The organism is Paraburkholderia sp. Cy-641 (assembly GCF_011752945.1).
In the GTDB taxonomy this organism is placed as follows: Bacteria; Pseudomonadota; Gammaproteobacteria; order Burkholderiales; family Burkholderiaceae; genus Paraburkholderia.
In genome coordinates, this window is sequence record NZ_VWWM01000009.1 from 33386 (window position 1) to 56091 (window position 22706).

Consider the following 22706-nt stretch of genomic DNA (forward strand, 5'->3'; position numbering starts at 1 on the left):
GGCGCAACCGCCAGGCGCCGCGGCACGCCGACGATCTCATCGGAGTCCTATAAGGAACCGTTAAGCTGCTGCATTCGATAATGCCGCGGCCCACACCGCACGAAGGAGAGGCCATGCGCCTGCTATTGGTCGAAGACGACGAGATGATCGCGGAAACGGTGCTCGGCGCGATGCGCCGCGCCGGCTATGCGATCGACTGGGCCGAGGACGGCCGCGCGGCCGAACTGTCGCTGGATAACGGCGTGTACGACCTCGTGCTGCTCGATCTCGGCCTGCCGAAGAAAGACGGCATCGACGTGCTCAACGCCTATCGCCGCAATGGCGGTGCCGCGCCGGTCATCATCCTGACCGCGCGCGACGCGATCGACGAACGCATTCGCGGTCTCGACGCCGGCGCCGACGACTATCTCATCAAGCCGTTCGATCTCGACGAACTGGCCGCGCGCATCCGCGCGCTGCTGCGGCGGCGCACCGGCCAGAAGCAGCCGGTCTATGCGCACGGCGAACTCACGCTCGATCCCGCCGCGCACGAAGTCGCGAAGAACGGCGAGCCGGTGCCGCTCGTGCCGCGCGAATTCGCGCTGCTGCAGGCGCTAATCGAGGAACCCACGCGCGTGTTCACGAAGGCCGAACTCGAAGAAAAGCTCTACGGCTGGGGCGAGGAAGTCGGCAGCAACACGATCGAAGTGCATGTGCACAGCCTGCGGCGCAAGATCGGCGCGGACCAGGTCGTCACCGTGCGGGGCGTCGGCTACCGCCTGAAGCGATGCGCATGACATCGCGCATGACGTCGATTCGCCGCTGGCTGCTCGGCTGGCTTATCTTCGGCATGGCGGCGACCTCGGTCGTCGCGGCCTTCGCGATCTTTCACACCGCGCGGGGCGAGGCGAGCGAGCTGTTCGACTACGAGCTGCGCACCGTCGCGCTGTCGTTGCCGTCGAACCTGCGCGGCGTCGCGCTCGGCAAGCAGCGCGAACCCGATCTCGGCGATCTCGCCGACGACCGCATCGTCATCGAAATCTGGGAGCGCGGCGGCCAGCTGATTTACCACTCCGCGCAGGCGCCGGTGCTCGAACGCCTGCCGCCGGGCTTCAACACCGTGCGGCACGGCGATAACCAGTGGCGCACCTTCGGCGTCGACCAGAACGACCGCTACGTGCAGGTCGCGCAGCCGGTTTCGGTACGCGAGGATCTCGCGCTGCAGCTCGCGCTGCACACGCTGTGGCCGCTCGGCGTACTGCTGCCGGTGACGATCGTGCTGGTGCTGCTGGTGGTGGCGCGCGGGCTCGGGCCGATCGGCGGCCTGTCGCGCGCGCTCGCCACGCGCTCGATCGATTCGCTCGAACCGTTGCGTCTGGACGGCAGCGTGCCGGTCGAAATCAGGCCGCTCGTCGAAGCGCTCAACGATCTGCTGCAACGGCTGCATACGGCGTCGCAGGCGCAGCGCACCTTCATCGCCGACGCCGCGCACGAACTGCGCTCGCCGCTCGCGGCGCTGAAGCTGCAATTGCAGGCGGCCTCGCGCGACGGCACCTTGAAGGGCGAAGGCCACGCGCTCGAGCGCGTCGAGCAGCGCGTGAACCGCATCATTCACCTCGTGCAGCAACTGTTGACGCTCGCGCACGAAGACGCGCAGCCGGTCGCGTCGATGGTGCCGGTCAGCCTGCGGCGCATCGGCGAGCAGGCGGTCAGCGACTTTTCGCTGCTCGCGGAGCTGCACGAGATCGATCTCGGGCTCGAATGCGAAGGCGCACGCACGCCGAACGACGCGTATACGGTGCTCGCCGAGCCGCACGGCATGAGTGTGCTGCTCGGCAACCTGGTCAATAACGCGATCCGCCATACGCCGGCCGGCGGACGCGTCGACGTGATTCTCCGGCGCGCCGGCGAGCAGGTCGGCTGCGAAGTGGTCGATAGCGGCTCGGGCATTCCCGAGGCGGAACTCGAACGCGTGTTCGACCGCTTCTATCGCGGTACGGAATCGAAGGGCGAGGGCAGCGGGCTCGGGCTCGCGATCGTCTCGCGGATCGCCGGTCGCCACCGGCTGTCGCTGTCGCTGCGCAACAATTCCGGGCGGCCCGGTTTGAGCGTCGCGGTGTCGGGTCTGCGCGCGCACGATGCCGAAGCGCCGCTGCCCGCCGCGAGCTGACGGTGCGCCCACTCATGCGCCCATCCATATGCCGCTGAGGGTTGTCACGAGGGCGTTTGCGCACGCTGCTACAATCGCGTTTTTACAGATCGACGGATTGGTTGTGCATTATGGGTTTCGAACAACTCGCTGAACTGAAGAAGCAACTGGCGGCGGCACGTGCGGCCGCCGAGTCGGGCGGCAAGCCCGATCGCAAATCGGCTGCGCGGCCCGCTTCGAAGTCCGCCGCCAAGCCGGATGCGCGGTCCGGTTCGAAGCCGGGCGCCAAGCCCGGTTCCCGTCCGGATGCGAAGCCGGGCGCGCGGCCCGCGCGCCCGCCGCAAGCCCAGCCGCAATCGCGCGGCGCGGCCCAGACGAGGCCGGTGGCGGATGCGAAACCGGTGGACCCGGTGGTCCGCTCGATCGGGCGTCTGCAAAAACGCTTCCCCGTGGCATTCCCGAAGAACCCGGCGCCGAAGTTGCCGCTGAAAATCGGCATTTTCGAAGACCTCGTGGTGCATGCGAAAGACCTGTCGCTGACCGAAGCCGAACTGCGCGACGCGATCAAGACGTGGTGCCGTGGCGGCCGCTACTGGAAGAGCCTCGTGGAAGGCGCCGCGCGCGTCGATCTGACGGGCACCGAGGCCGGCAAGGTCACGGCGCAGGAAGCCGCGGGCGCGCAGCGTCTGCTCGCGCATCGCGCGGCCAAGGGTGCGCAGAAAGCGGCGGCAACCGCGAATGCCGCCGCGGGCACGCAGGATGCGGCGGCCGGCAAGCCGCAGGCCGAAGCAGCGGCGGCGGCTGCAAACGGCGACGCCGTGGCCGAACCGGCGAGCGCGCCGGTCGAGGCCCATGCCGTAGCGGCGGCCGAGGCCGATCAAACCAGCCTGCAAGCCGGTTCGCAGCCTGCCGCGCAAGCCGGCGGTGAGCAAGCCGCGCCGGCAAGCACGCAAGCCGATACCCCGGCGGTACCGCCCTCGGAGGCATAAACCGCGAGGGGCCCGTTGCAGGGCACCGCTTCACGCATGAACGGCAAGGTGCCCATGTCAGGGCACCGCTTCGACGCACTGCCCCCGGCACTTTCAGACTTAAAAGGCCCCCTCAGGCCTCCATCACGGGCCGCGCCGCCGACAACCGGCTGCGCACGAAGCCCACATGTTCGCGCAGTACGTAAAACGCATCCGCGTACGCCAGCGGCATGCGCAGGCGGTTCAGCGCCGCCTCGATCTGATCGAGGCGCGCGAGAAGATGGGCGCGCTCTTCTTCGGTGGCCCCGGCGAGCGCATGCCGTTCGATCGCGATCAGCACCCCGTAGTAGCGATAGATGCGCGAGCGCACGCGCCAGCGGTAGAGCGCCGGAACCACCCGCATCGCGGGCAGGAGCAGCACCGCGACCGGTAGCAGCAGCACGAGCGTGCGGTCGCCGATGCTGGCGATCCAGAACGGCAGCGTGCGGTACAGGAAGCCCTTGCCGGTCCGGTAGTAGCGCAGTGCGTCGTCGCTGATCTGATACTCGTGCGCGACCGGATTCGGAAACTGCCCCGCGTGCTGCAGGAGCCCCGCCTGGCCATGCACTTCCTGCGCCGCCTCGATAAGCAGATCGGAGATCGCCGGATGCAGCGTGCTGCGCGCGACGAGTTCGACGGTCGGGCTGACCAGATATACGGTCTCGGGCGGAATGCGCCGCTTCAGATCGAGCACGCCGGGCGGCAATTCGATCTGGTCGAGAAACGGGAAGAGGCGCGTATAGGCGGCCGCTTCGTCGAAATTCATCACCGAAATGCCGGGCACCTTGAGCAGGCGCAGCATCAGCCCGCGCGTCGCGGAATCGCCGCTGAGGATCGCCGCGTCGACCTTGCCCGCGACCAGTTGCGTGGCGGCCTGCAGGCCGTCGCTCGGCACCAGCGTGGTCGTGCCGCCGGGTTCGATGCCGTTGGCCGCGAGCAGTTGCAGCGCGAGCAGCCGCGTGCCGCTGCCCTCGCGGCCCACCGCGATCTTTTTGCCTTCGAGCTGCGAGAGCTGCGTCAAACCCGTGCCGCGATAGAACACGACGACCGGGACATAGAACAGGCTGCCGAGCGACACCAGCGACGACGTATCGACGCCCTCGGCGACGCCGCCCTGCACGAACGCGAGATCGACGTGCTGTTTTGGATCGAGCAGCCGTTGCAGGTTCTGCACGGAGCCTTCCGATTCGAGCACGTTCAGGTGGATGCCGTTGCGCGCGAGGATCTTGCGGTACTGGTTCGCGGTGACGATGAACGAGCTGTCGCGCGGGCCGGCGCTGATCGTGATCGTGCGCGGCGGCGCCGGGTTCGCGATCCAGACGATCAGCACGACCACCAGCGTGATCGCGAGCGCCGTCAGGAAGTAGGGCATCACGTGGTGGCGCCATTCGGCACGCGTGGATTCGCGAGGCAGAGGCAAGGGACGCGGGCGCTGCGCTTTCATGAACACTCCGTGCCGGAAGCCGGGATCAGGCATTGTCGCCTGTGCGCGGCGGGTTTGCCGTCGGCAGTTTGCTCTATTGACCGCGCCCGGGCGCGTCGGTGGCGCTTAGGCGACGAGGCCGGCGCGCGGACGAGCCGCGGGGCTTGCATGGCATAATTTCGCGCATCTCGCGGTCTATCGATCGAGGACCGTCACTTCGTCGCCTGGCGCCGCGCACCCGTTACCCCGCATGTTGACCCGTTTGCACCGGAAGATCGGCAGTTGGCTTGGATTGCTCGCGATCCTGATGACGACGCTCGCGCCGACGATCTCGCATACGCTCGCGGCCCGCGACGCCGCTGCCGCGCTGTCCGGCGCGCATTGCCGGGCGTCGATGGACGGCATGGAGGCCGACGCGATCGGCGCTAGGGCATCGATGCCGGCCATGCGGATGTCGATGCCGATGCACGACGGCGCGCCCGGCGATGCGCCCGGCAAGCACGCGTGGATGTCGGATGGCGACGCCTGCGGCTATTGCAGTCTGCTCGCGCATCTGCCCGTGATGCCGGGCGTCGAGACGCTGTTCGCCGTCGCGATCCCTACGCATCGGCAGCAGGTCGCGGTTCGCTTCGACAGCGTACGCCGTGCCGAGCCGCTCGCCTTCGCGCAACCTCGCGCCCCGCCGTTCGCTTCCTGACTCGCATTTTCGACGACGCGCCGCGCCCAGCCGCGCGCGTCCGCTCGCGCACGCTCATACGCCGACGTGCGCCGGCCCGTCGCAACTGAACAGACAGGATCACACATGCACACTCCAGCAACGCGCGGCGGCTCTGCGCCGCGCACCGCTTTCGCGTTGGCCGCCGCGCCGGCGCGGTGCGGCGCTTCGGCCGCATCAGCTACCGTATCGGTTACCACATCGGTCGCCGCTTTCGCGGCCAGGCTGCCGGGCGCGGCCTTCAATGCGGCCTGCAACGCAACCGTCGGCGCGGCCTCGCTTGCCATGCCGGCGGCCTTGCTCACGGCCTTGATCGCGCTGGGCGCGCCGTCGCTCGCCCATGCCCATGCAATCGCGGGCGACCGCGTCTTTCCCTCGACGCTTGCCGTCGACGACCCCGGCGTCGGCGACGAAGCCGACTTCGAGTACGGCCATCAACGCGTACCGGGCGACAACGGCGACCAGAGCGTCAACACGTTCAGCTTCGAATACGACAAGCTGATTACGCCGCGCCTCGCGGTCTCGGTCGACGGCGGCTACGTCATGCAGAACAACCCGGGCGCGCGCGGCTTCGACAACTTCGGCGTCGGCCTCAAGTACCTGCTGTACGTGAACGAGCCGCACGAACTGATGACCTCGATCGGCGTGAACGCCGAACTCGGCGGCACCGGCAGTCGCGCGATTGCCGACAACTTCTCGACGATCTCGCCGACCGTCTACGTCGGCAAGGGCATGGGCGATCTGCCGGACTCGCTCGCCTATCTGCGGCCCGTCGCGGTAACGGCCGAGGCGGGCTCCGCGCTGACCACCGGCGCGGGTCAGCCGAACGCGTTCGACTATGGCTTCACGGTGCAGTACAGCCTGCCGTATCTGCAGCAGCACGTCCACGACACCGGTCTGCCGCAGCCGTTCGCGAACCTGATTCCGCTCGTGGAAATTCCGCTGTCGCGCAGCCAGGGACAAACGACCGGCACGGTCAATCCGGGCTTCATCTGGATGAATCGCTACGGGCAATTCGGTATCGAAGCGCAGATTCCGCTCAACCGGGCAAGCGGCTCGCACGTCGGCATTCTGGTGCAGGCGCACCTGTTCTTCGACGATATCGCGCCCGCCACGCTCGGCAAACCACTCTTTCAGTAACGCTGGAGAACGATGATGAAACAGAACCTGAAGACTCGCGCATTGCGCGCGGCCGTATTGCTCGCCGGCGCCACGCTCGCGAGCGCCGCATTCGCGCATGTGTTTCCGCAGAAGCAGGAGCCGGGCGCGGGCGCGACGATCGCCTCGCCTGCGCAAGTGCGGATCACGTTCGACGGGCCGCTCGAACCGGCGTTCAGCTCGCTGACCGTCACCGATGCGAGCGGCAAGCAGGTCAACGCGCAGAAATCCGCGGTCGATGCGCAGCAGGCCGCCGTGATGACGGTGCCGTTGCCGATGCTCGCCGCGGGACACTACACCGTGCATTGGGTGGCCGTCGCATCGGATGGACATCGCACGCATGGCGATTATGGGTTCGATGTGAAGTAAATGAAGTCGGGGCAATGAGGTGAAATAAGACTGAGATAGGACGCCGGAAAAAAACAGTAGAAAAACCGGTTAAAAAGCCAGGCCGCGTCATCGGGTTTTTAAAAGCATCGATGGCGCGGCTCATATTTCGCCTGTTCCAGAACATCTATCCCAACGCCGAGTCACCATATAAAAAGCCGAGCCGATTTGCAGTAGTTCGAATCAATCAGACAAGGCTTATTTCCTGAAATCGTTGTACACGTACGACGTATTTTGCAAAGCGTGACAGTTCGCGCCAGCCGGCCACGATAAGGTGGCGATCCGCTGGGCGGCGCGACAGGCATCGCGCGAACGCTTGCCGTTCGCGTCGTCATGCAGCACCGCTGCGAAGCGATCCATTGCTCATCATTCAGATCAGGCGACGTCCGCTGCAAAAGAAACGGACGCTTCGCGAAGCTGTTTATCTGGTCTTTCCATCGGGGTCCATCCTTTGAAAACGTCTATGAAGTTCGGCGTGCTGGCGCTGTTTTCCATCGCCGGCGCCTTGGGCGGTTGTGCAACCGAATCGTCGCAAACCTTGCCGGTGCCGGTGGTCTCCAGTGCGCAAACGCCTTATGCCGGCAAGCCGGTCGAAGTCTCGCTCGGCAAATTCGATAATCGTTCGAGCTATATGCGCGGCATTTTCTCGGACGGTATCGACCGTCTCGGCAGCCAGGCGAAAACAATCCTGATTACGCGTCTGCAACAGACGCATCGCTTCAACGTGCTCGATCGCGACAATCTCGACGAGATCAGGCAGGAAGCCGCGTTCATGAAGAAAGCGCAGAACCTGAAGGGCGCGCGTTTCGTCGTGACCGGCGACGTGACCGAGTTCGGCCGCAAGGAAGTCGGCGATCAGCAACTGTTCGGCATTCTCGGCCGCGGCAAAAATCAGATCGCCTACGCGAAGGTCAACCTCAATATCGTCGACACGACGACGTCCGAAGTCGTGCTGTCGAGCCAGGGCGCGGGAGAATTCAGCCTGTCGAACCGCGAGATCATCGGCTTCGGCGGCACCGCCGGTTACGACTCGACGCTGAACGGCAAGGTGCTCGATCTGGCGATTCAGGAAGCGGTCAATCATCTCGTCGAACAGGTCGATGCCGGCGCGTTGAACGCCGCCAGATAAGCGCACGCCAGAACGGAACACCTCACAAATAGCGCAATGCGGTGCGGCGCGCGATTCGCTTCACGTCCGAAGTCGCGCTTGAAATCCTGTTTGAAATTACGTTTGAAGTCGCGCTTGAAATCACGCTTGAAATCACACTTCATACCGAATTTCTCCCCACGTTCCGCATCGCGCTGCCCACTCTTTTTTCGACTCACCTCATCGATCCAATGAAAACCACCTTCATGACGAAAGGCGCATGGTTGCCGCTCGTCGCCGCGACACTGCTTGGCGGATGCGCGGCGCAACGGCCCGCGCCGCTGTACCAATGGGACGCTTATCAGCCGCAGGTCTACGAATATTTCAAGGGACAGTCGAGCCCGCAGCAGCAGATCGACGCGCTCGAAAAAGCGCAGCAGACGATCCGCGCCCAGGGCAAGACGCCGCCGCCCGGTTTCCATGCGCATCTGGGCATGCTGTACGCGAGCGTCGGCAAGGACCAGGACGCGCAGCAGGAATTCGTGGCCGAGGAGCAGCTGTTCCCCGAATCGTCGACGTACATGGACTTTCTGTTGAAGAAGTCCAAACCACAATAAGAGCTACGCCATGCTGAAACTGATTTCACTGAAGCTCGTGTCGGCGCTGTCGATCCTCGGCCTGCTGGCCGCGTGCGCGAGCCAGCCGCATCATGCGGATTACACCGCGTTCAAGAAAGCGCAGCCGCGCGCGATTCTCGTGTTGCCGCCCGTGAATGAGACGGCGGACGTGAAGGCGTCGTCGAGCGTGTTGTCGCAAATGACGTTGCCGCTCGCGGAAGCCGGCTACTACGTGATTCCGGTCGCGCTGATGGACGAGACCTTCAAACAGAACGGCCTTACGACGACAAATGACATCGAGCAGGTCGCGCCCGCGAAGCTGCGCGACATCTTCGGCGCGGACGCCGTGCTGTATTCGAAGATCACGCAATACGGCTCGGTCTACCAGATCATCGACAGCACGACGGTCGTCGCCGCGTCGGCGAAACTCGTCGATCTGAAAACCGGCGACGTGCTCTGGCAAGGCCTCGGCAGCGCAACCGGCAAAGAGGTCGGCATGAACGTCAGCCTGGGCGGCGGGCTCGTCGGAATGCTCGTGCAGGCGGCGGTCAGGCAGGTCGCGCATTCGCTGATGGACGAAGGCCACGAGGTGGCGGGCCTGACGAGCGCGCGTCTGCTGTCGGCAGGGCCGCCGAACGGGCTGCTGTATGGGCCGCGTTCGCCGAAGTACGGCACGGATTGACGCGCCGCGCTTTCCACACCGCGGCCCCCGGTTGCCCCTCAGTTGACCCTTAGCTCCGCTTGAACAACTGCCGCGCGAGCGAGCACATGAGCGTCGTCGCGGGCGATTCGTCCTGCAGACGGCGGCTCATGATGATCGGCGACGCGGCATTGGCCGACGGAATCTGCCGGTACGCGACGCCATGCGCGCGCAGACCCTCGACGCTCTCCGGCACGAGGCACACGCCCACCTGCGCCGCGACGAGACCGAGCGCGGTCTGCAATTCGCGCACTTCATGAATCGCCTTCGGTTCGAGCGCCTGATCGTGCATCGCCGAAAGCTGCTGGTCGGCATAGCTCGGCCGCGGCGTGCTCGGATAGACGATCAGCGTTTCCTGAGCCAGCGCCGCGAGCGTTAACGGCTTCTTTTGCCGCGCGAGCGGATGGTCTTGCGGCAGTGCGGCGATCATACGTTCCTCGACGAGCACTTCGCGCGCGAGCTGTTCGTCGTCGAAACGCAGACGGCCGAAGCCCACGTCGATACGGCCGCCCTTGAGCGCGGCCAGTTGCTCGATCGTGAACATTTCGATCAGCGAGAGCTCGATATTCGGCGCGGCCTCGCGAAACGCGCGGATCACGGCGGGCAGGGCGCCATAGAGCGTCGACGGCACGAAGCCGATCACGATGCGCTCGGCCAGTTGCGCGAGCCGGCGCGTGAGCGGCGCGAGTTCGTCGGCTTCGTCGACGAGCCGTTTCGCCTGGGTGTAGAAAATGCGCCCGGCCTCGGTGAGCCGCAAGGGCCGCGAGCCGCGCTCGAAGAGCGGCAGGCCCACGCTTTCCTCGATCTGCTGGATCTGCCGCGAGAGCGGCGGCTGCGTCATATGCAGACGGTTGGCCGCCCGCGTGATGTTCATTTCCTCTGCGACCGCGATGAAGTAGCGAAGCTGGCGAAATTCCATGCATACCTCTCGTGCGTGCCGGACGGCATGCCGGGTGTGTTTCCTTTTTGTCTGTCTGGGCGTGCCTGCTTGTGCCTGCTTACGCCTGCTGGTGCCCGAGCACGCTTGAGCATGCCCGCCCGTGCTCCCGGTGCAGCGGTCCGGGACGGCAACGAATGATAGCAATAGCCGTGAAATCGCGAGCGCGGCCGCGCATCGTCTGAAGCGATGCGAAGCAGGTTCGCTAGATGCCCGCCAGATGCCGGACCAAGGCTTTTTCCGCGCGCGGCATCGTATTCAGGTCGCGCATGCAGATCAGCAAACGGCGCGTGGCCCACGGATCGCTCAGTTCGATTGTGCGAATACCCGGTGTGCCACGATAGCGCTTCGCGGCCGTGGCCGGCACGATGCCGATGCCCGCGCCCTGTTCGACCATGCGGCAAACGCCGTCGAAAGTGCGCACGTTCGCGCGGAACGCGAGCGCCTGGCCGGCCAGCAACGCGCGTTCGCCGAGATAGGTTTGCAGCGCGCTGTCCGCGCTCAGGCCGATGAACTCACGCTCCGTCACTTCCGCGAGCGCGACGCGCCGGCGCGCGGCCAGCGCATCGTCGCGGCTCGTGACGAGCACGAGTGTGTCGACCGCGAACGGCAGCGTTTGCAAGGCCCCGTGCTCGACCGCATCGGAGACGATGCCGATCTCCGCCGTGCCGCTCAGCACCGCCTTGACCGTCTCGCTGCTCTGGCGCTCCTTCAGATCGACCTGCACGTTCGGATGCTCGCGCAGAAAAACCCCGATCGCGGACGGCAGAAACTCGGTGATCGCCGCGGTATTGGTCCACAGCCGGATGCATGCCTTGCGTCCTTGCTGATGCTCGCCGAGCTCGCCCTGCATTCTGTCGATCTGGCCGAGCACGAGCCGCGCATGATGCGCGAGCGTGTCGCCGGTCGGTGTCGACTCGACGCCACGGCGGCCGCGTTCGAGCAGCGGCATGCCGAGCGTTTCTTCCATGCCGCGCAGCCGAGCGCTCGCCGACGGCAGCGACATATGCGTGCGCGCGGCGCCGTGCGTGATGCTGCCGGTATCGAGAATGTGCAGAAAGAGCCGCAGATCGATGAGGTCGAAGCGCATGGGCGAGAGGGCGGGGCAAGCCGCGAGAGAGGGTGGGTGAAGCTCGAAGTGTTGGGGTGGTTCGATCCGGGGCGCTGGCTTCAGCACGGCATCGCTAAAGCTTCAGCGTTTCAGCTTGAGCTTCTGCCTTAGCCCCAGACTAAGCCACGCTACGTATCTTACGCATTGTGGAGCGCGTTGCGGCGCTTGAAAATCGCCAGCATCGCTTCTTCAACGGAATTCCGCCGATGGCCTCTTCGTTTGCGCCGCTGCTTGCCCTGCCTGTCGTCGCGCGTGTCGGCACCGTGGCCGTCACCTTCGTCGTGGCCGGCTTCGTCAAGGGCGTAACGGGCATGGGGCTGCCGACGGTCGCGATGGGCGTGCTCGGCACGCTGATGCTGCCGGCGCAGGCGGCCGCGCTGCTGCTGTTGCCGTCGTTCGTCACGAACATGTGGCAACTGTTCGCGGGAGCGAGCGTGCGCGCGCTCGCGCAGCGCCTCTGGCCGATGATGGCCGGCATCGTCGTCGGCACGCTCGTGGCCGCGCCGTTCATCGCGGGCGGAGGCGGCGCATGGGCGGTCGCGGGACTCGGCGCCGCCTTGATGCTCTATGCGGCGGCCGGCCTGCTCGCGTGGCGCTTTCCGGTGCCGGCGCGCCACGAGCGCTGGCTCTCGCCCGTGATCGGCGTGGCGACCGGTGTGCTGACCGGTGGAACCGGCGTGTTCGTCGTGCCGGCCGTCCCCTATCTGCAGGGGCTCGACCTGAAAAAAGAGGACCTCGTGCAGGCGCTCGGACTGTCGTTCACGGTGTCGACGCTCGCACTCGCGATCGGACTCGCCGGCGCGCATGCATTCGCGCTCGACGATCTGGGCAACTCGCTTGCCGCCGTGCTGCCGGCGCTCGTCGGCATGTGGCTCGGCCAGCGCGTGCGCGGACGCATCGGCGCGGCGAGTTTCCGGCGCTGGTTCTTCGTCTGTCTGCTCGGCCTCGGCGTTCAATTGACCGCGCGCGCGTTCGTTTGACAAGACAGGAGCGCAGTGGATATCGAAGGAGGGAGATCGTGTGGCCCGTTATTCTGGATACGCTCGGCGCGCTCGCGGTGCTCGCGAGCGTGGCCGTGCAGATTGCGCTCATGCGCAGGCGGTGAGCGGCGGTGTGGCTTGCCGAGCGCCGGTGCGCATGATGTGCACGTTGCGCATGTTGCGTATCGGCACGCATCGGCACTCGTTGGCATACCCTGGCAATTTCAACCGGCTTCACTTCACCCGCGTTGACTCACCACCGTGGACTCGCCTCACACACGCGTTTCATCAGCCGAATCCCGCGCGGCGTCACGCGGCCCCGCATTGTCAGTTGCATTGCGCCGCTCATCTCCAATCTCGATCCGCTTCACCTCGCCGAGCAGGAACGTGTAGCACAGCACGGCAATGATCGCGAACAGGCTGATGAGCCCGAGCGCCCAGCCGAACGAACCGGTCGCGCGCACGATGAAGCCGATCGCGATCGGCGTCACGATGCCCGACAGGTTGCCCGCGAAATTGACCGCGCCGCCCGTGATGCCGACCATGCCTTCGGGCGCGATGTCGGCGACGAGCGACCACGAGGCCGACGCGACACCCTGCGCGAAGAACGCGAACGACATGATCGCGATCACGATCCAGTTGGTGTCGGTCAGTACCGCGAGCGTCATCGTCGGCACGAGCAGCAGGCCCGTCATGATCGGCGTCTTGCGCGCGGTCGCGACCGAGGCGCCGCGCCGCAGCAGCCAGTCCGATAACAGCCCGCCCGCGACCACGCCGACCGACGCCGCGACGAACGGCACCGCGCTCGCGCTGCCGGCCTTCAGGATCGTCATGTGGCGCTCGGAGATCAGATAGGTCGGGAACCACGTCAGGAAGAAATACAGCGACGACAGCGAAGCGAACTTGCCCGCGCAGATCGCGATGATCTGCCGGTTGCGAAACAGCACACCGAGCTTGCGCCACGGAAACGCGTGATGTTGCCGCGTGCCGGTCTGACGGTCGATCAGCGCGCCGCCTTCGCGCAGATAGTCGAGCTCGGCCGCATTGACGCACCGGCTGTGCTCCGGGTCCCGATACATCGCGTACCAGACCGCGGCCCAGACGATGCCGAGCGCGCCCGTGAACAGAAAAATCTCGCGCCATCCGAAGCGATGCGCGATCCAGAACAGCAGCGGCGTGAGCGCCGCCATGCCGACGTACTGCCCGACCAGATAGACACTCGTCGCGAAGCCGCGCTCGTGCTGCGCGAACCAGATCGAGACGACGCGATTGTTGACCGGAAAGGTCGGCGCTTCGGCGACGCCCACGCCGAGGCGCAAACCGAACAACGTCGCGAAACGTCCCGCGAAACCCTGTGCGAACGTGAATGCGGACCAGATGAAGATCGCGCACGCATACATCACGCGCGAGCCGAAACGGTCGACGACCCAGCCGCCCGGAATGTTCGCGATCACGTAGGTCCACGAATACGCGGAGAAGATAAAGCCCAGTTCGACCGGGCCGAGCCCGAACTCGTTTTTCATCAGCGGCGCGGCGACGGCGAGATTCGCGCGGTCGAGATAGTTGACGACGGTGCCGACGAACACCAGCAACAGCATCCAGTAACGCACACGGGTGGGGCGCAAGGCAGACATGACAGGTTCTCGTTCAGAAGACGGCGAGCGCGATGGATTCGATGGGATTCGCCGAATGGCGGCTCGAAGGGATAAGCGTCTTTTGTTTTATATGTGAAACGATGATTTACAGATGGGACGATTATAGAAGCATCGGCTGGACGCGCAAAGCGGAAAACAATGGCCGTAAGGCCCGTGTAAATGACGCGATCCGGCGCAAGCCGGCTGGTCGCCTGGTCGATTGTTCGCCGCAACCGGCGTATCTGTTCGGCTCGATTCGCTTTATCCGGCTCGCCGCGCTACCTACATTGTGTTCAATGACAGCGCCACTGCATTTGCAGCTTCATCGGCGTGGACCCTGCGGTTTCCCGCAGCGGCACGCCGGCGCGAACCCTTCAGAGGACACATCATGAGCAAGCTCACTGGCAAGGTAGCGGTTGTGACGGGCGCATCGAAAGGCATCGGTGCGGCGATTGCGAAGGCATTGGCGGCGCAGGGCGCGTCGGTGGTGGTGAACTACGCGTCGAGCCGCGCGGGCGCCGACAAGGTGGTCGCCGACATCGCCGAAGGGGGCGGCAAGGCGGTCGCCGTCGGCGGCGACGTGTCGAAGGCCGCGGACGCGCAGGGCATCGTCGATGCGGCCGTCGAGACGTATGGCCAGCTCGATATCCTCGTCAACAACTCGGGCGTCTACGAATTCGCGCCGATCGAAGCGATCACTGAGGAGCATTTTCATCGCCACTTCAATATCAACGTGCTCGGTCTGCTGCTCGTGACCCAGGCGGCCGTCAAGCATCTCGGCGAGGGCGCGAGCATCGTCAACGTGGGCTCGATCGTGAGCCGCATCACGCCGTCGGGCAGCGCGGTCTATACGGCGACCAAGAGCGCGGTCGACGGCATCACGGGCGTGCTCGCGAAGGAACTCGGCCCGCGCAGGATTCGCGTCAACGCGGTTAATCCGGGCATGGTCGAGACCGAGGGCGCGCATAGCGCCGGCGTGATCGGCTCCGACCTCGAAACGTGGACGCTCAGCGCAACGCCGCTCGGACGCATCGGCCGGCCCGACGATATCGCCGATGTCGTGACGTTCCTCGCCTCGGACGATTCGCGCTGGTTGACGGGAGAAGCGTTGATCGCGAGTGGCGGGCTGCGGTGAGGTGGGGGGTATTGATTTGGCGTTGGTTTGATTGGATGTAACGCTCGTTGCGAGCGGCGTGGCCTGAAGTGGGGAAGGCCGCGCCGTTTGTCGTTGGGTTTGTCGTTTGCTTTGCGTGTTTGCGATATATCAAATTCGCCTTGGCACAGATCAAAAACCAATCGCATTCCTATGCGAAGTTAAAAGTTGTCAAGGCTCGTTGTAGATGTACCGCTGGGTGCCTATGAACTGCTACGATCAGCGTTTCGCCCGAAAGCTGCTGTGCAGCGGAGTCCTCATGTTTTGCCGGAATGACTTTAAAAGAGCAATCGATAACGCTGACAGCATCGCCGGATATGTCACCTACAATGCATAAGCTCTATGCCATTCTTTCGATGCTGATATCGGGATCCGTTTTCGCATGTATGCCTGGCGAGAATTTCGATATCTATTTCCCGCCAGATAGCGCGATTATTCCCGCCGACGAGGTTTTACGACTAGTCAACTGGGTAGCCAATCAAAAGATTACCTACGCGAATCACAAAACCAAAGAAATAACGTGGGTGAGCGGGCATGCTGAGGAACGCGAACGGAATCCAGCGCAATTGGCCCAAGCGCGCCTGATAGCGGGTAGAGCCGTGCTCGATCAATTTGGCTTCTTGCGTGGAACGGTAAAGGCAAGTTCACGAGTCTATTCGAAGAACGATGTCGAAAACGGTCGGCGCGTTGAAATCTCGTTTGAGCCTGACTGCCCTAACAAGTGTTGTACGAGGCAGTAGCGGTTACGTTGAATGTGCGTCAAGCCATGCCAACACTTGCATGGGATACACGAGACCAATATGAGCAAGCAAAGAACCCCCAGTTCGATTGTCGTTCATTACGATACCGAGCAAAAAATGCTGGTGTGCAATGCTGTCGCCGAGGCTGAGGTACGTCCCCTGTGTGAGGGGAAACTGGATATTCCCGTGCTGCTGGAAGAGTTCGATTTCAACATTGACGACGAATTCGCACGTCGTTTCGGTGCGGCCATTCTGAGCCTGCTGGCTGAATACAAGCCGGAGTTGAAGCAGTTCATTTCGGTCACGCCCGCGCCTTAGCGCGTTTTCTGTTTGTCGTTCAATGAGTATTCCCGGCTGCCTTGAAAAGTGATTGTTTGATGGACAAGTTAACTCAATTCAACTACTTCCACGACTGGAATATCAGTGCTCTTGCCGTTCGCGACAGGCATAAACTCATTGTCCTGCTGGAAGATGACGGGAAGCGGGCAACCGCCACTTTTAGCGGAACCAGTCGCTGCACCGTTGAACATTTCAGCGTATCCAATAACATTGTCTTCGAGTTAAAGCTTCTCAAGCCGGGGGATACGAATTACGACCTCGCACTTGCCATGCTTTCGAAAAGCGAGCGCTTTTCTGACACGCCGGGGCGCCAGGTCGCGATAATCCTTGCAACGGCCGGCGCGGAGTTGGCTGTCGAGTTCGAGACACTTGAGATTGACGAGTATCGGTAGTTCACCATTCGCATGCCTATCAACGAAAAGCCGACTCTCGCGGGTCGGCTTTTTGCTGTCCGTCTTTCCAGTGCACAGAAATTTTACGAACTATGCGGCACCAGCGTGGAATCGGCCTTAACCGACTCCGGCTCCCCCTCGACCACCCCCGCCAACTCCACCGCAAACAACGCATCGAGCAGATTCGAGCCCGGCCGTTCGGCGAGCCGCGTCAGCGATTCGGTCATCTGCACCTGGCAATCCTGTAGCGGCACCATCCGGATGCGCCGCGACTCCTTGAATTCCGCGCGCGCGATCACGCCGACGCCCATGCCTTGCGCGACCGCTTCTTCCAGCGCCTCGCGCCCGTCGACGTAAAGCACCGGCTCGACCTGCAACGACTCGCGCACGAGTTCGATTTCGAGCAGTTGCTGCGTGACCGATTGCGGCTCGCGGAAAATCATCGGCTGCCTGACGAGTTCCGCGTAGCTGAGCCGGCGCTTTTTTGCGACCGCGTAGCCGGCCGGCACCATCGCAACGAGCGGGTCGCGCCGCAACACGCGTGCTTCGAGCCGGCTATGCACCTGCGGCGCAGCGGTGATCGCCGCGTCGACCGCGCTCGACAGCACGCGCTGCATGCACTCGGCCGCATTGGCGACCGACAGCGTCACGACGATGCCCGGGTGCTGCTTGCGAAACGCGCCGATCAGCGCGACCGCGAGATCGGGCGCGTCGGCGACGAGCGACAGCGAGCCCGATTCGAGCCCGCCCGCCGATTCGAGCAATTGCCGCGCGTCGCGCTCGCAGCTGAGCATCTGCCGCGTTACGCTGAAAAGCCGCAAGCCGAGTTCCGTCGTGGCGACGCCGCGCGGCCCGCGCTCGAACAGCTTGACGCCGTAATCCTGTTCGAGCCGCCGCACGTGATCCGACACGGCCGGCTGCGTCAGCGACAGCGCCTGCGCCGCCTTCGAAAACCCGCCGTGTTCCGCGACCGCATGAAACGCCCGTAATTGCGCATATTGCACGTGTGCCTCGCTATCGAATAAGTTTTAGCGATACCTCTATCAATTATATCGATTTTACCGATGGACAGGCTTTCTATACTGTGTCGGCTATCGACATCAGTTCTAGCGGAGTGGCGGACATGGAAAGCGTGATCGGCGGTTCAGCAGCGGCAGCAGCCACGTCGGCACAACCGGCGTCACCGGCAGGCACGCCGGCAGCGTCTTCGGCCACCCGCGCTCAAAACGCCTGCGCCGCGCCGGCCGGTGGCGAGCCCTATCTGCTGACGCCGGGGCCGCTGACCACGGCGCTCGCGACCAGGCAGGCGATGCTGCGCGACTGGGGCTCGTGGGACGGCGACTTCCGCGCGATGACCGCGCAGCTGCGCGCGAGCCTGCTCGAAATTGCCGGCGACACCGCCGGCGAGTACGACTGCGTGCCGCTGCAAGGCAGCGGCAGCTACTGCGTCGAAGCGATGCTCGGCAGCCTGATCCCGCGCGACGGCCACGCGCTCGTGCTCGCGAACGGCGCCTACGGCAAGCGCGCGGCGACAACGCTCGGCTATCTCGGCCGCGCCTGCACGCTGCTCGACAAGGGTGACTATCTGCCGCCGCGCGGCATCGAGGTGGAGCGCATGCTCGACGCCGATCCGTCGATCACGCACGTCGTCGCAATTCATTGCGAAACCAGTTCGGGCATCCTGAACCCGCTCGAGGAAATCGCGGCCGCCGTCGCGAAGAAGGGCCGCAAGCTGCTGATCGACTCGATGAGCGCCTTCGGCGCGGTGCCGCTCGACGTGCGGCAGATCGTCTGCGAGGCGTTCGTCTCGTCGGCGAACAAGTGCATCGAGGGCGTGCCGGGCTTCGGCTTCGTGATCGCGCGCAAGAGCGCGTTGCAGGAAGCGAAGGGCCGCAGCCATTCGCTCGCGCTCGACCTGCACGATCAATGGGACGTGATGAACCGCACGGGCCAATGGCGCTTCACGCCGCCCACGCATACGGTCGCGGCATTTATCGAGGCGCTGCGTCTTTACACGCTCGAAGGCGGACAGCCGGCGCGGCTCGCACGCTACGAAAACAATCGCGACGTGCTGGTCGCCGGCATGCAGACACTCGGCTTCGAGCCGCTGCTCAATGCGCACTGGCGCTCGCCGATCATCGTGACGTTTTTCTCGCCGGCCCATCCGTCGTTCGAATTCGCCCAGTTTTACGAACTGATGAAGCAGCAGGGCTTCATCATCTATCCGGGCAAGCTGACGGTGGTGGACAGTTTCCGCATCGGCTGCATCGGCCAGGTCGACGCGTCCGTGATGCGCCGCGTCGTCGACGCCTGTGCGCAGGCGCTGCGCACGATGGGCGTGCCGCATGCGGCGCCGCCAGCCGCCGCGCTCGAAGAACGCAAGCAACTCGCGCAGGCCGCGTAAACAGGCACAACAGGTGCAACAGGCACTTGTGCGGCACTCGCGCAACACATTCGGATTGCAAAGGATCGGGAAAGATGAAGCACGTTAAAGCGGTGATTTTCGATTGGGCCGGCACAGTGGTCGATTACGGTTCGCGCGCGCCGATGGGTGCATTCGTCGAAACCTTCGCGCAGTTCGGCGTGCCGGTCACGATCGACGAAGCGCGCGGCCCGATGGGCATGGCCAAGCGTCCGCATATCGCGGCGCTGATGGCGCTGCCGCGCGTCGCGCAAGCCTGGGCCGAGCGCTACGACCACGCGCCGGGCGAGGCCGACATCGATGCCGTGTACGACGTGTTCGTGCCGAAGAACATCGCGGTCGCGGCCAGCTATAGCGCGGTGATTCCCGGCGTCGCCGAAGTCGCGAGCGCATTGCGTCACGACGGCGTGCGCATCGGCACGACCACCGGCTATACGCGCGAGATCATCGACCAAATCGTGCCGGGCGCGGCCGCGCAGGGCTTCTCGCCGGACAGCATCGTCTGCACCGGCGATACGCCGGAAGGGCGGCCGTCGCCGTACATGATCTACAAGACCTTGCCGCAACTGGGCGTATGGCGCGCGCGCGAGGCGATCAAGGTCGACGATACCGAGGTCGGCATCGAAGAGGGCATCAACGGCGGCACGTGGGCGGTCGGCGTCGCGGTGAGCGGCAACGCGTTCGGCATGAGCGAAGCGGAAGTGAAGGCACTGTCCGCCGACGAGTTCGCCGCGCGCCGTCACGCCGCGATCGGCAAGCTCAAGGCGGCGGGCGCGCATTACGTGATCGACAGCGTGGCCGATCTGCTGCCGGTCGTGCACGAAATCGACGCGCGGCTCGCGCGTGGCGAGCGGCCCTGAGGTTTTCTCCGCGCTGAACTGGACCTGCTGCGCGTCTACTGAGCAACCAGCGCGCCATCGCGCGCGACCACCTTGCCGTTGGCCATGACGAGCTTGCGCACCGGCCGCGCGACGATCGCATGCGCGAGCGTGTCCGCGTCGACCAGCACGAGGTCGGCGCGCGCACCGGCTTGCAAGCCATACGACTCGAATCCGCACGCACGCGCGGCCACGCCGCTCACGCAATCGAACGCGAGCGCGAGGTCGTCGTCGCGGCGCAGGCCGTAGCGCATCGCGATCAGCATCGCGCGTTCCAGCATGTCGGGTGAACCGTAGGGCGTCCACGTATCGCGGATGCCGTCGTTGCCGCCGAACAGCGTCACGCCGTGTTCGAGGCAGGCCTTGAGCGGTGGCACCGGCACCGACGGTGGAGCGGTGGTCAGCAATGCGACGCGCAGGTCCGCGAGACGCGCGAGCAGGGCATCGCGTTCGCGCTCGGGCAGTGCGCCGAGACAGAACGCGTGACTGACTACCACCTGCCCCTGCATGCCGAGCGCCGCGACGCGATCGAGCAGCAGGCCGAGCGTAAACGCACCGATTTCCCCCGGCTCGTGCAGATGAATGTCGATCGGCTTCTGATGCCGCTGCGCGAGGCCGAACGTCAGGTCGAGCGACTGCACGGGATCGCCGTCGATGAGCGCCGGGTCGAGCGCGCCGAGCACGTCGGCGCCGGCGGCCAGCGCGCGATCGAGCAGCGCGTCGGTGCCCGGCCGGCCGAGCAGCCCCGATTGCGGAAACGCGACGATCTGCAGGTCGAACACGTCGCGCAGGGTCTGACGCGTCGCGAGCACGCCGTCGAGATGACGCAGACCCGCGTCGGTATCGATATCGACGTGCGTGCGCAAACGCGTCGTGCCCGCCTGCATGAACGCGCGCGCGAGCGCAAGCGACTGCGCGCCCGCATCGTGGCCGCTTTGCGCGCGCCAGCGCCGTTCGTTCTCGATACGGTCGGTGAGCTTCGGGCCGACCTCGTTGCGATACCAGCGCATGCCCCAGTGGGTCTTGTCCAGATGCGTATGGCCTTCGATGAAACCGGGCAGCAGCAGCGCGCCCGCACCGTCCTCGATCCGCATGCCGGGTTCGCGCGCGAGGCCCGGACCGAGCGCGGCGATGCGGCCGGCGGCAATCGATACGTCGACGCGCGCGCCGTCGGCAAGACGCACGTTGGTGATGAGCGAGGCGTTCGTCGTGAGAGGCGTGGCGGTCGTGGTCATGGCGGCGTCGAGTGGAAGAGGGTGAGGACAGGGACGATGAACGCGGCTGCCAAGCGACTACAAAGCGATTGCACAGCGGTTTCAAGCGCGAGCAACGCAGGCCGCTCGCGACGCGACGGACAGACGGCGATACGGGCCGCGCAAGCCCCCGCCGGCGGGCAAAAACCAAGGCTGAGCGCCTGTTCACGGTATACTCCCGCGAACTTGCCTGATCGCCAGGCTTGCCCGATACTCAGCTGTTACCCCCAATCTCCCCGTACGTCGAGTTTAACGCTACTGCTTATGAGCACAATCCTTGAAAGTCTTCCGATCGGCCAGAAGGTCGGTATCGCGTTTTCCGGCGGCCTCGACACCAGCGCCGCGCTGCACTGGATGCGCAAGAAGGGCGCCGTGCCGTATGCCTACACGGCCAACCTCGGTCAGCCCGACGAAGACGACTACGATTCGATCCCGCGTCGCGCCACGCAATACGGCGCCGAAGGCGCGCGCCTGATCGACTGCCGCGCGCAACTGGTCGCGGAAGGCATCGCGGCGCTGCAATGCGGCGCGTTCCATATCTCGACGGCGGGCGTCACCTACTTCAACACGACGCCGATCGGCCGCGCCGTGACGGGCACGATGCTCGTCGCCGCGATGAAGGAAGACGGCGTCAACATCTGGGGCGACGGCAGCACGTACAAGGGCAACGACATCGAGCGTTTCTACCGCTACGGTCTGCTCGTCAACCCGGACCTGAAAATCTACAAGCCCTGGCTCGACCAGCTGTTTATCGACGAACTCGGCGGCCGCGCGGAAATGTCCGAGTTCATGCGCCAGTCGGGCTTCGACTACAAGATGTCGGCGGAGAAGGCGTATTCGACCGACTCGAACCTGCTCGGCGCGACCCACGAAGCGAAAGACCTCGAAAGCCTCGAATCGGGCATCAAGATCGTCAACCCGATCATGGGCGTCGCATTCTGGCGCGACGACGTGCAGGTCGCGAAGGAAGAAGTGACGGTGCGCTTCGAGGAAGGCCAGCCGGTCGCGCTGAACGGCAAGACGTTCCCGAACGCGGTCGAGCTGCTGCTCGAAGCGAACCGCATCGGCGGCCGTCATGGTCTCGGCATGAGCGACCAGATCGAGAACCGCATCATCGAGGCGAAGAGCCGCGGCATCTACGAAGCTCCGGGCCTCGCGCTTCTGAACATCGCGTACGAGCGTCTCGTTACCGGCATCCATAACGAAGACACGATCGAGCAGTACCGCGAAAACGGCCGCCGTCTCGGCCGTCTGCTGTACCAGGGCCGCTGGTTCGATCCGCAGGCGATCATGCTGCGTGAAACGGCACAGCGCTGGGTCGCGCGCGCGATCACCGGCGAAGTGACGGTCGAGCTGCGCCGTGGCAACGACTACTCGATCCTCAGCACGAAGTCGCCGAACCTCACGTATCAGCCCGAGCGTCTGTCGATGGAGAAGGTCGCGTCGACGTTCTCGCCGCGCGACCGCATCGGTCAGTTGACCATGCGCAATCTCGACATCACCGATACGCGCGACAAGCTGCGTATCTACTCGCAGGTGGGTCTGCTGTCGTCGAACGACGTCTCGGCGCTGCCGCAGGTGAAGTCGGATAAAGAGTAACTGCCAGAGTCAATGCGCGAGTCCGTGCGAGAGTAAATCCGGGCGT

Annotated in this window: 24 protein-coding genes; 18 read left to right on the forward strand and 6 right to left on the reverse strand. The window is 64.8% G+C overall.

Annotated elements, in window-relative coordinates:
- Positions 1-113: 113 nt before the first annotated feature.
- From F3J20_RS07165 to F3J20_RS07175, 3 genes are all read left to right on the forward strand, one after another.
- On the forward strand, positions 114-776 hold the full coding sequence (locus F3J20_RS07165; protein WP_167038100.1) for a response regulator: 663 nt from the start codon (positions 114-116) through the stop codon (positions 774-776).
- An 8-nt stretch (positions 777-784) separates the two neighbouring features.
- Positions 785-2149, forward strand: coding sequence for an ATP-binding protein (locus F3J20_RS07170; protein WP_167282770.1), 1365 nt, complete (start codon positions 785-787; stop codon positions 2147-2149).
- Positions 2150-2259: 110 nt separating this feature from the next.
- Positions 2260-3117: a ProQ/FinO family protein gene (locus F3J20_RS07175; protein ID WP_167282772.1), complete on the forward strand. Its 858-nt coding sequence runs from the start codon at positions 2260-2262 to the stop codon at positions 3115-3117.
- A gap of 112 nt (positions 3118-3229) precedes the next feature.
- On the opposite strand, the gene F3J20_RS07180 is transcribed toward F3J20_RS07175, so the two are convergent.
- Positions 3230-4579 carry a TAXI family TRAP transporter solute-binding subunit gene (locus F3J20_RS07180; RefSeq protein ID WP_167282774.1) on the reverse strand — a complete coding sequence of 450 codons (1350 nt, stop codon included), beginning with the start codon at positions 4577-4579 and terminating at the stop codon, positions 3230-3232.
- Between the two features lie 229 nt (positions 4580-4808).
- Between F3J20_RS07180 and F3J20_RS07185 the strand changes: the two genes are divergently transcribed.
- The 6 genes from F3J20_RS07185 (at position 4809) to F3J20_RS07210 (ending at position 9204) form a co-directional block, all read left to right on the forward strand.
- The gene (locus F3J20_RS07185) at positions 4809-5255 is read left to right on the forward strand and encodes a DUF2946 domain-containing protein (protein WP_167282776.1); all 447 of its coding nucleotides are present in this window, start codon (positions 4809-4811) and stop codon (positions 5253-5255) included.
- Positions 5256-5558: 303 nt separating this feature from the next.
- Positions 5559-6413, forward strand: a complete 855-nt coding sequence (locus tag F3J20_RS07190) for a hypothetical protein (RefSeq protein ID WP_167282891.1) — start codon at positions 5559-5561, stop codon at positions 6411-6413.
- A 12-nt stretch (positions 6414-6425) separates the two neighbouring features.
- Entirely contained in the window at positions 6426-6800 is a 375-nt protein-coding gene (locus F3J20_RS07195) for a copper resistance protein CopC (RefSeq protein ID WP_167038110.1), read from the forward strand.
- 481 nt (positions 6801-7281) lie between these two features.
- A complete protein-coding gene (locus F3J20_RS07200; RefSeq protein WP_167038673.1) occupies positions 7282-7947 on the forward strand; it encodes a CsgG/HfaB family protein in 666 nt (221 codons plus the stop codon).
- Positions 7948-8156: 209 nt separating this feature from the next.
- Positions 8157-8522 carry a DUF4810 domain-containing protein gene (locus F3J20_RS07205; RefSeq protein WP_167282778.1) on the forward strand — a complete coding sequence of 122 codons (366 nt, stop codon included), beginning with the start codon at positions 8157-8159 and terminating at the stop codon, positions 8520-8522.
- Positions 8523-8532: 10 nt separating this feature from the next.
- Entirely contained in the window at positions 8533-9204 is a 672-nt protein-coding gene (locus F3J20_RS07210) for a DUF799 domain-containing protein (RefSeq protein ID WP_167282780.1), read from the forward strand.
- 49 nt (positions 9205-9253) lie between these two features.
- Here the strand turns inward: F3J20_RS07210 and F3J20_RS07215 are convergent, their stop codons facing one another.
- Both F3J20_RS07215 and F3J20_RS07220 read right to left on the reverse strand, forming a co-directional pair.
- Entirely contained in the window at positions 9254-10141 is an 888-nt protein-coding gene (locus tag F3J20_RS07215) for a LysR family transcriptional regulator (RefSeq protein ID WP_167282782.1), read from the reverse strand.
- 223 nt (positions 10142-10364) lie between these two features.
- Positions 10365-11249: a LysR family transcriptional regulator gene (locus tag F3J20_RS07220; protein ID WP_167038118.1), complete on the reverse strand. Its 885-nt coding sequence runs from the start codon at positions 11247-11249 to the stop codon at positions 10365-10367.
- A 227-nt stretch (positions 11250-11476) separates the two neighbouring features.
- Between F3J20_RS07220 and F3J20_RS07225 the strand changes: the two genes are divergently transcribed.
- Positions 11477-12250 carry a sulfite exporter TauE/SafE family protein gene (locus F3J20_RS07225; protein WP_167038120.1) on the forward strand — a complete coding sequence of 258 codons (774 nt, stop codon included), beginning with the start codon at positions 11477-11479 and terminating at the stop codon, positions 12248-12250.
- 272 nt (positions 12251-12522) lie between these two features.
- Here the strand turns inward: F3J20_RS07225 and F3J20_RS07230 are convergent, their stop codons facing one another.
- Positions 12523-13884, reverse strand: coding sequence for an MFS transporter (locus tag F3J20_RS07230; RefSeq protein WP_240158737.1), 1362 nt, complete (start codon positions 13882-13884; stop codon positions 12523-12525).
- A 32-nt stretch (positions 13885-13916) separates the two neighbouring features.
- On the opposite strand from F3J20_RS07230, the gene F3J20_RS07235 reads away from it, so the two are divergent.
- The 5 genes from F3J20_RS07235 (at position 13917) to F3J20_RS07255 (ending at position 16508) form a co-directional block, all read left to right on the forward strand.
- Positions 13917-14276, forward strand: coding sequence for a hypothetical protein (locus F3J20_RS07235; protein WP_167282784.1), 360 nt, complete (start codon positions 13917-13919; stop codon positions 14274-14276).
- Positions 14273-15019, forward strand: coding sequence for a glucose 1-dehydrogenase (locus F3J20_RS07240; protein ID WP_167282786.1), 747 nt, complete (start codon positions 14273-14275; stop codon positions 15017-15019). Before F3J20_RS07235 ends, F3J20_RS07240 begins: the two co-directional genes overlap by 4 nt.
- A 347-nt stretch (positions 15020-15366) precedes the next feature.
- A complete protein-coding gene (locus F3J20_RS07245; RefSeq protein ID WP_167282788.1) occupies positions 15367-15777 on the forward strand; it encodes a hypothetical protein in 411 nt (136 codons plus the stop codon).
- A gap of 60 nt (positions 15778-15837) precedes the next feature.
- Entirely contained in the window at positions 15838-16095 is a 258-nt protein-coding gene (locus F3J20_RS07250; RefSeq protein WP_167282790.1) for a hypothetical protein, read from the forward strand.
- A 59-nt stretch (positions 16096-16154) separates the two neighbouring features.
- Positions 16155-16508: a hypothetical protein gene (locus tag F3J20_RS07255; protein ID WP_167282792.1), complete on the forward strand. Its 354-nt coding sequence runs from the start codon at positions 16155-16157 to the stop codon at positions 16506-16508.
- Between the two features lie 83 nt (positions 16509-16591).
- On the opposite strand, the gene F3J20_RS07260 is transcribed toward F3J20_RS07255, so the two are convergent.
- On the reverse strand, positions 16592-17512 hold the full coding sequence (locus tag F3J20_RS07260; RefSeq protein WP_167282794.1) for a LysR substrate-binding domain-containing protein: 921 nt from the start codon (positions 17510-17512) through the stop codon (positions 16592-16594).
- Between the two features lie 119 nt (positions 17513-17631).
- Here F3J20_RS07260 and F3J20_RS07265 point away from each other — a divergent pair, with 119 nt between their 5' ends.
- Both F3J20_RS07265 and phnX read left to right on the forward strand, forming a co-directional pair.
- Complete coding sequence (locus tag F3J20_RS07265; RefSeq protein ID WP_167282796.1) at positions 17632-18912, forward strand: 2-aminoethylphosphonate--pyruvate transaminase; 1281 nt, start codon at positions 17632-17634, stop codon at positions 18910-18912.
- A 74-nt stretch (positions 18913-18986) separates the two neighbouring features.
- Entirely contained in the window at positions 18987-19790 is an 804-nt protein-coding gene (phnX, locus tag F3J20_RS07270) for a phosphonoacetaldehyde hydrolase (protein ID WP_167282798.1), read from the forward strand.
- A 35-nt stretch (positions 19791-19825) separates the two neighbouring features.
- Here the strand turns inward: phnX and F3J20_RS07275 are convergent, their stop codons facing one another.
- Positions 19826-21043 carry an amidohydrolase family protein gene (locus F3J20_RS07275; protein ID WP_167282800.1) on the reverse strand — a complete coding sequence of 406 codons (1218 nt, stop codon included), beginning with the start codon at positions 21041-21043 and terminating at the stop codon, positions 19826-19828.
- Between the two features lie 282 nt (positions 21044-21325).
- Between F3J20_RS07275 and argG the strand changes: the two genes are divergently transcribed.
- A complete protein-coding gene (gene argG / locus F3J20_RS07280) occupies positions 21326-22660 on the forward strand; it encodes an argininosuccinate synthase (protein ID WP_167038140.1) in 1335 nt (444 codons plus the stop codon).
- The last annotated feature ends 46 nt before the right edge of the window (positions 22661-22706 follow it).

Bases quoted from the DNA above. Each gene is read 5' to 3' on its own strand.
- F3J20_RS07225 (WP_167038120.1), top strand. From the start codon at position 11,477: ATGGCCTCTTCGTTTGCGCCGCTGCTTGCCCTGCCTGTCGTCGCGCGT.
- F3J20_RS07210 (WP_167282780.1), top strand. From the start codon at position 8,533: ATGCTGAAACTGATTTCACTGAAGCTCGTGTCGGCGCTGTCGATCCTC.
- phnX (WP_167282798.1), top strand. From the start codon at position 18,987: ATGAAGCACGTTAAAGCGGTGATTTTCGATTGGGCCGGCACAGTGGTC.
- F3J20_RS07195 (WP_167038110.1), top strand. From the start codon at position 6,426: ATGATGAAACAGAACCTGAAGACTCGCGCATTGCGCGCGGCCGTATTG.
- F3J20_RS07190 (WP_167282891.1), top strand. From the start codon at position 5,559: ATGCCGGCGGCCTTGCTCACGGCCTTGATCGCGCTGGGCGCGCCGTCG.
- F3J20_RS07220 (WP_167038118.1), bottom strand. From the start codon at position 11,249: ATGCGCTTCGACCTCATCGATCTGCGGCTCTTTCTGCACATTCTCGAT.
- F3J20_RS07265 (WP_167282796.1), top strand. From the start codon at position 17,632: ATGGAAAGCGTGATCGGCGGTTCAGCAGCGGCAGCAGCCACGTCGGCA.
- F3J20_RS07275 (WP_167282800.1), bottom strand. From the start codon at position 21,043: ATGACCACGACCGCCACGCCTCTCACGACGAACGCCTCGCTCATCACC.
- F3J20_RS07250 (WP_167282790.1), top strand. From the start codon at position 15,838: ATGAGCAAGCAAAGAACCCCCAGTTCGATTGTCGTTCATTACGATACC.
- F3J20_RS07185 (WP_167282776.1), top strand. From the start codon at position 4,809: ATGTTGACCCGTTTGCACCGGAAGATCGGCAGTTGGCTTGGATTGCTC.
- F3J20_RS07230 (WP_240158737.1), bottom strand. From the start codon at position 13,884: ATGTCTGCCTTGCGCCCCACCCGTGTGCGTTACTGGATGCTGTTGCTG.
- F3J20_RS07175 (WP_167282772.1), top strand. From the start codon at position 2,260: ATGGGTTTCGAACAACTCGCTGAACTGAAGAAGCAACTGGCGGCGGCA.
- F3J20_RS07255 (WP_167282792.1), top strand. From the start codon at position 16,155: ATGGACAAGTTAACTCAATTCAACTACTTCCACGACTGGAATATCAGT.
- F3J20_RS07240 (WP_167282786.1), top strand. From the start codon at position 14,273: ATGAGCAAGCTCACTGGCAAGGTAGCGGTTGTGACGGGCGCATCGAAA.
- F3J20_RS07170 (WP_167282770.1), top strand. From the start codon at position 785: ATGACGTCGATTCGCCGCTGGCTGCTCGGCTGGCTTATCTTCGGCATG.
- F3J20_RS07205 (WP_167282778.1), top strand. From the start codon at position 8,157: ATGAAAACCACCTTCATGACGAAAGGCGCATGGTTGCCGCTCGTCGCC.
- F3J20_RS07180 (WP_167282774.1), bottom strand. From the start codon at position 4,579: ATGAAAGCGCAGCGCCCGCGTCCCTTGCCTCTGCCTCGCGAATCCACG.
- F3J20_RS07200 (WP_167038673.1), top strand. From the start codon at position 7,282: ATGAAGTTCGGCGTGCTGGCGCTGTTTTCCATCGCCGGCGCCTTGGGC.
- F3J20_RS07215 (WP_167282782.1), bottom strand. From the start codon at position 10,141: ATGGAATTTCGCCAGCTTCGCTACTTCATCGCGGTCGCAGAGGAAATG.
- F3J20_RS07165 (WP_167038100.1), top strand. From the start codon at position 114: ATGCGCCTGCTATTGGTCGAAGACGACGAGATGATCGCGGAAACGGTG.
- argG (WP_167038140.1), top strand. From the start codon at position 21,326: ATGAGCACAATCCTTGAAAGTCTTCCGATCGGCCAGAAGGTCGGTATC.
- F3J20_RS07235 (WP_167282784.1), top strand. From the start codon at position 13,917: ATGGATTCGATGGGATTCGCCGAATGGCGGCTCGAAGGGATAAGCGTC.
- F3J20_RS07245 (WP_167282788.1), top strand. From the start codon at position 15,367: ATGCATAAGCTCTATGCCATTCTTTCGATGCTGATATCGGGATCCGTT.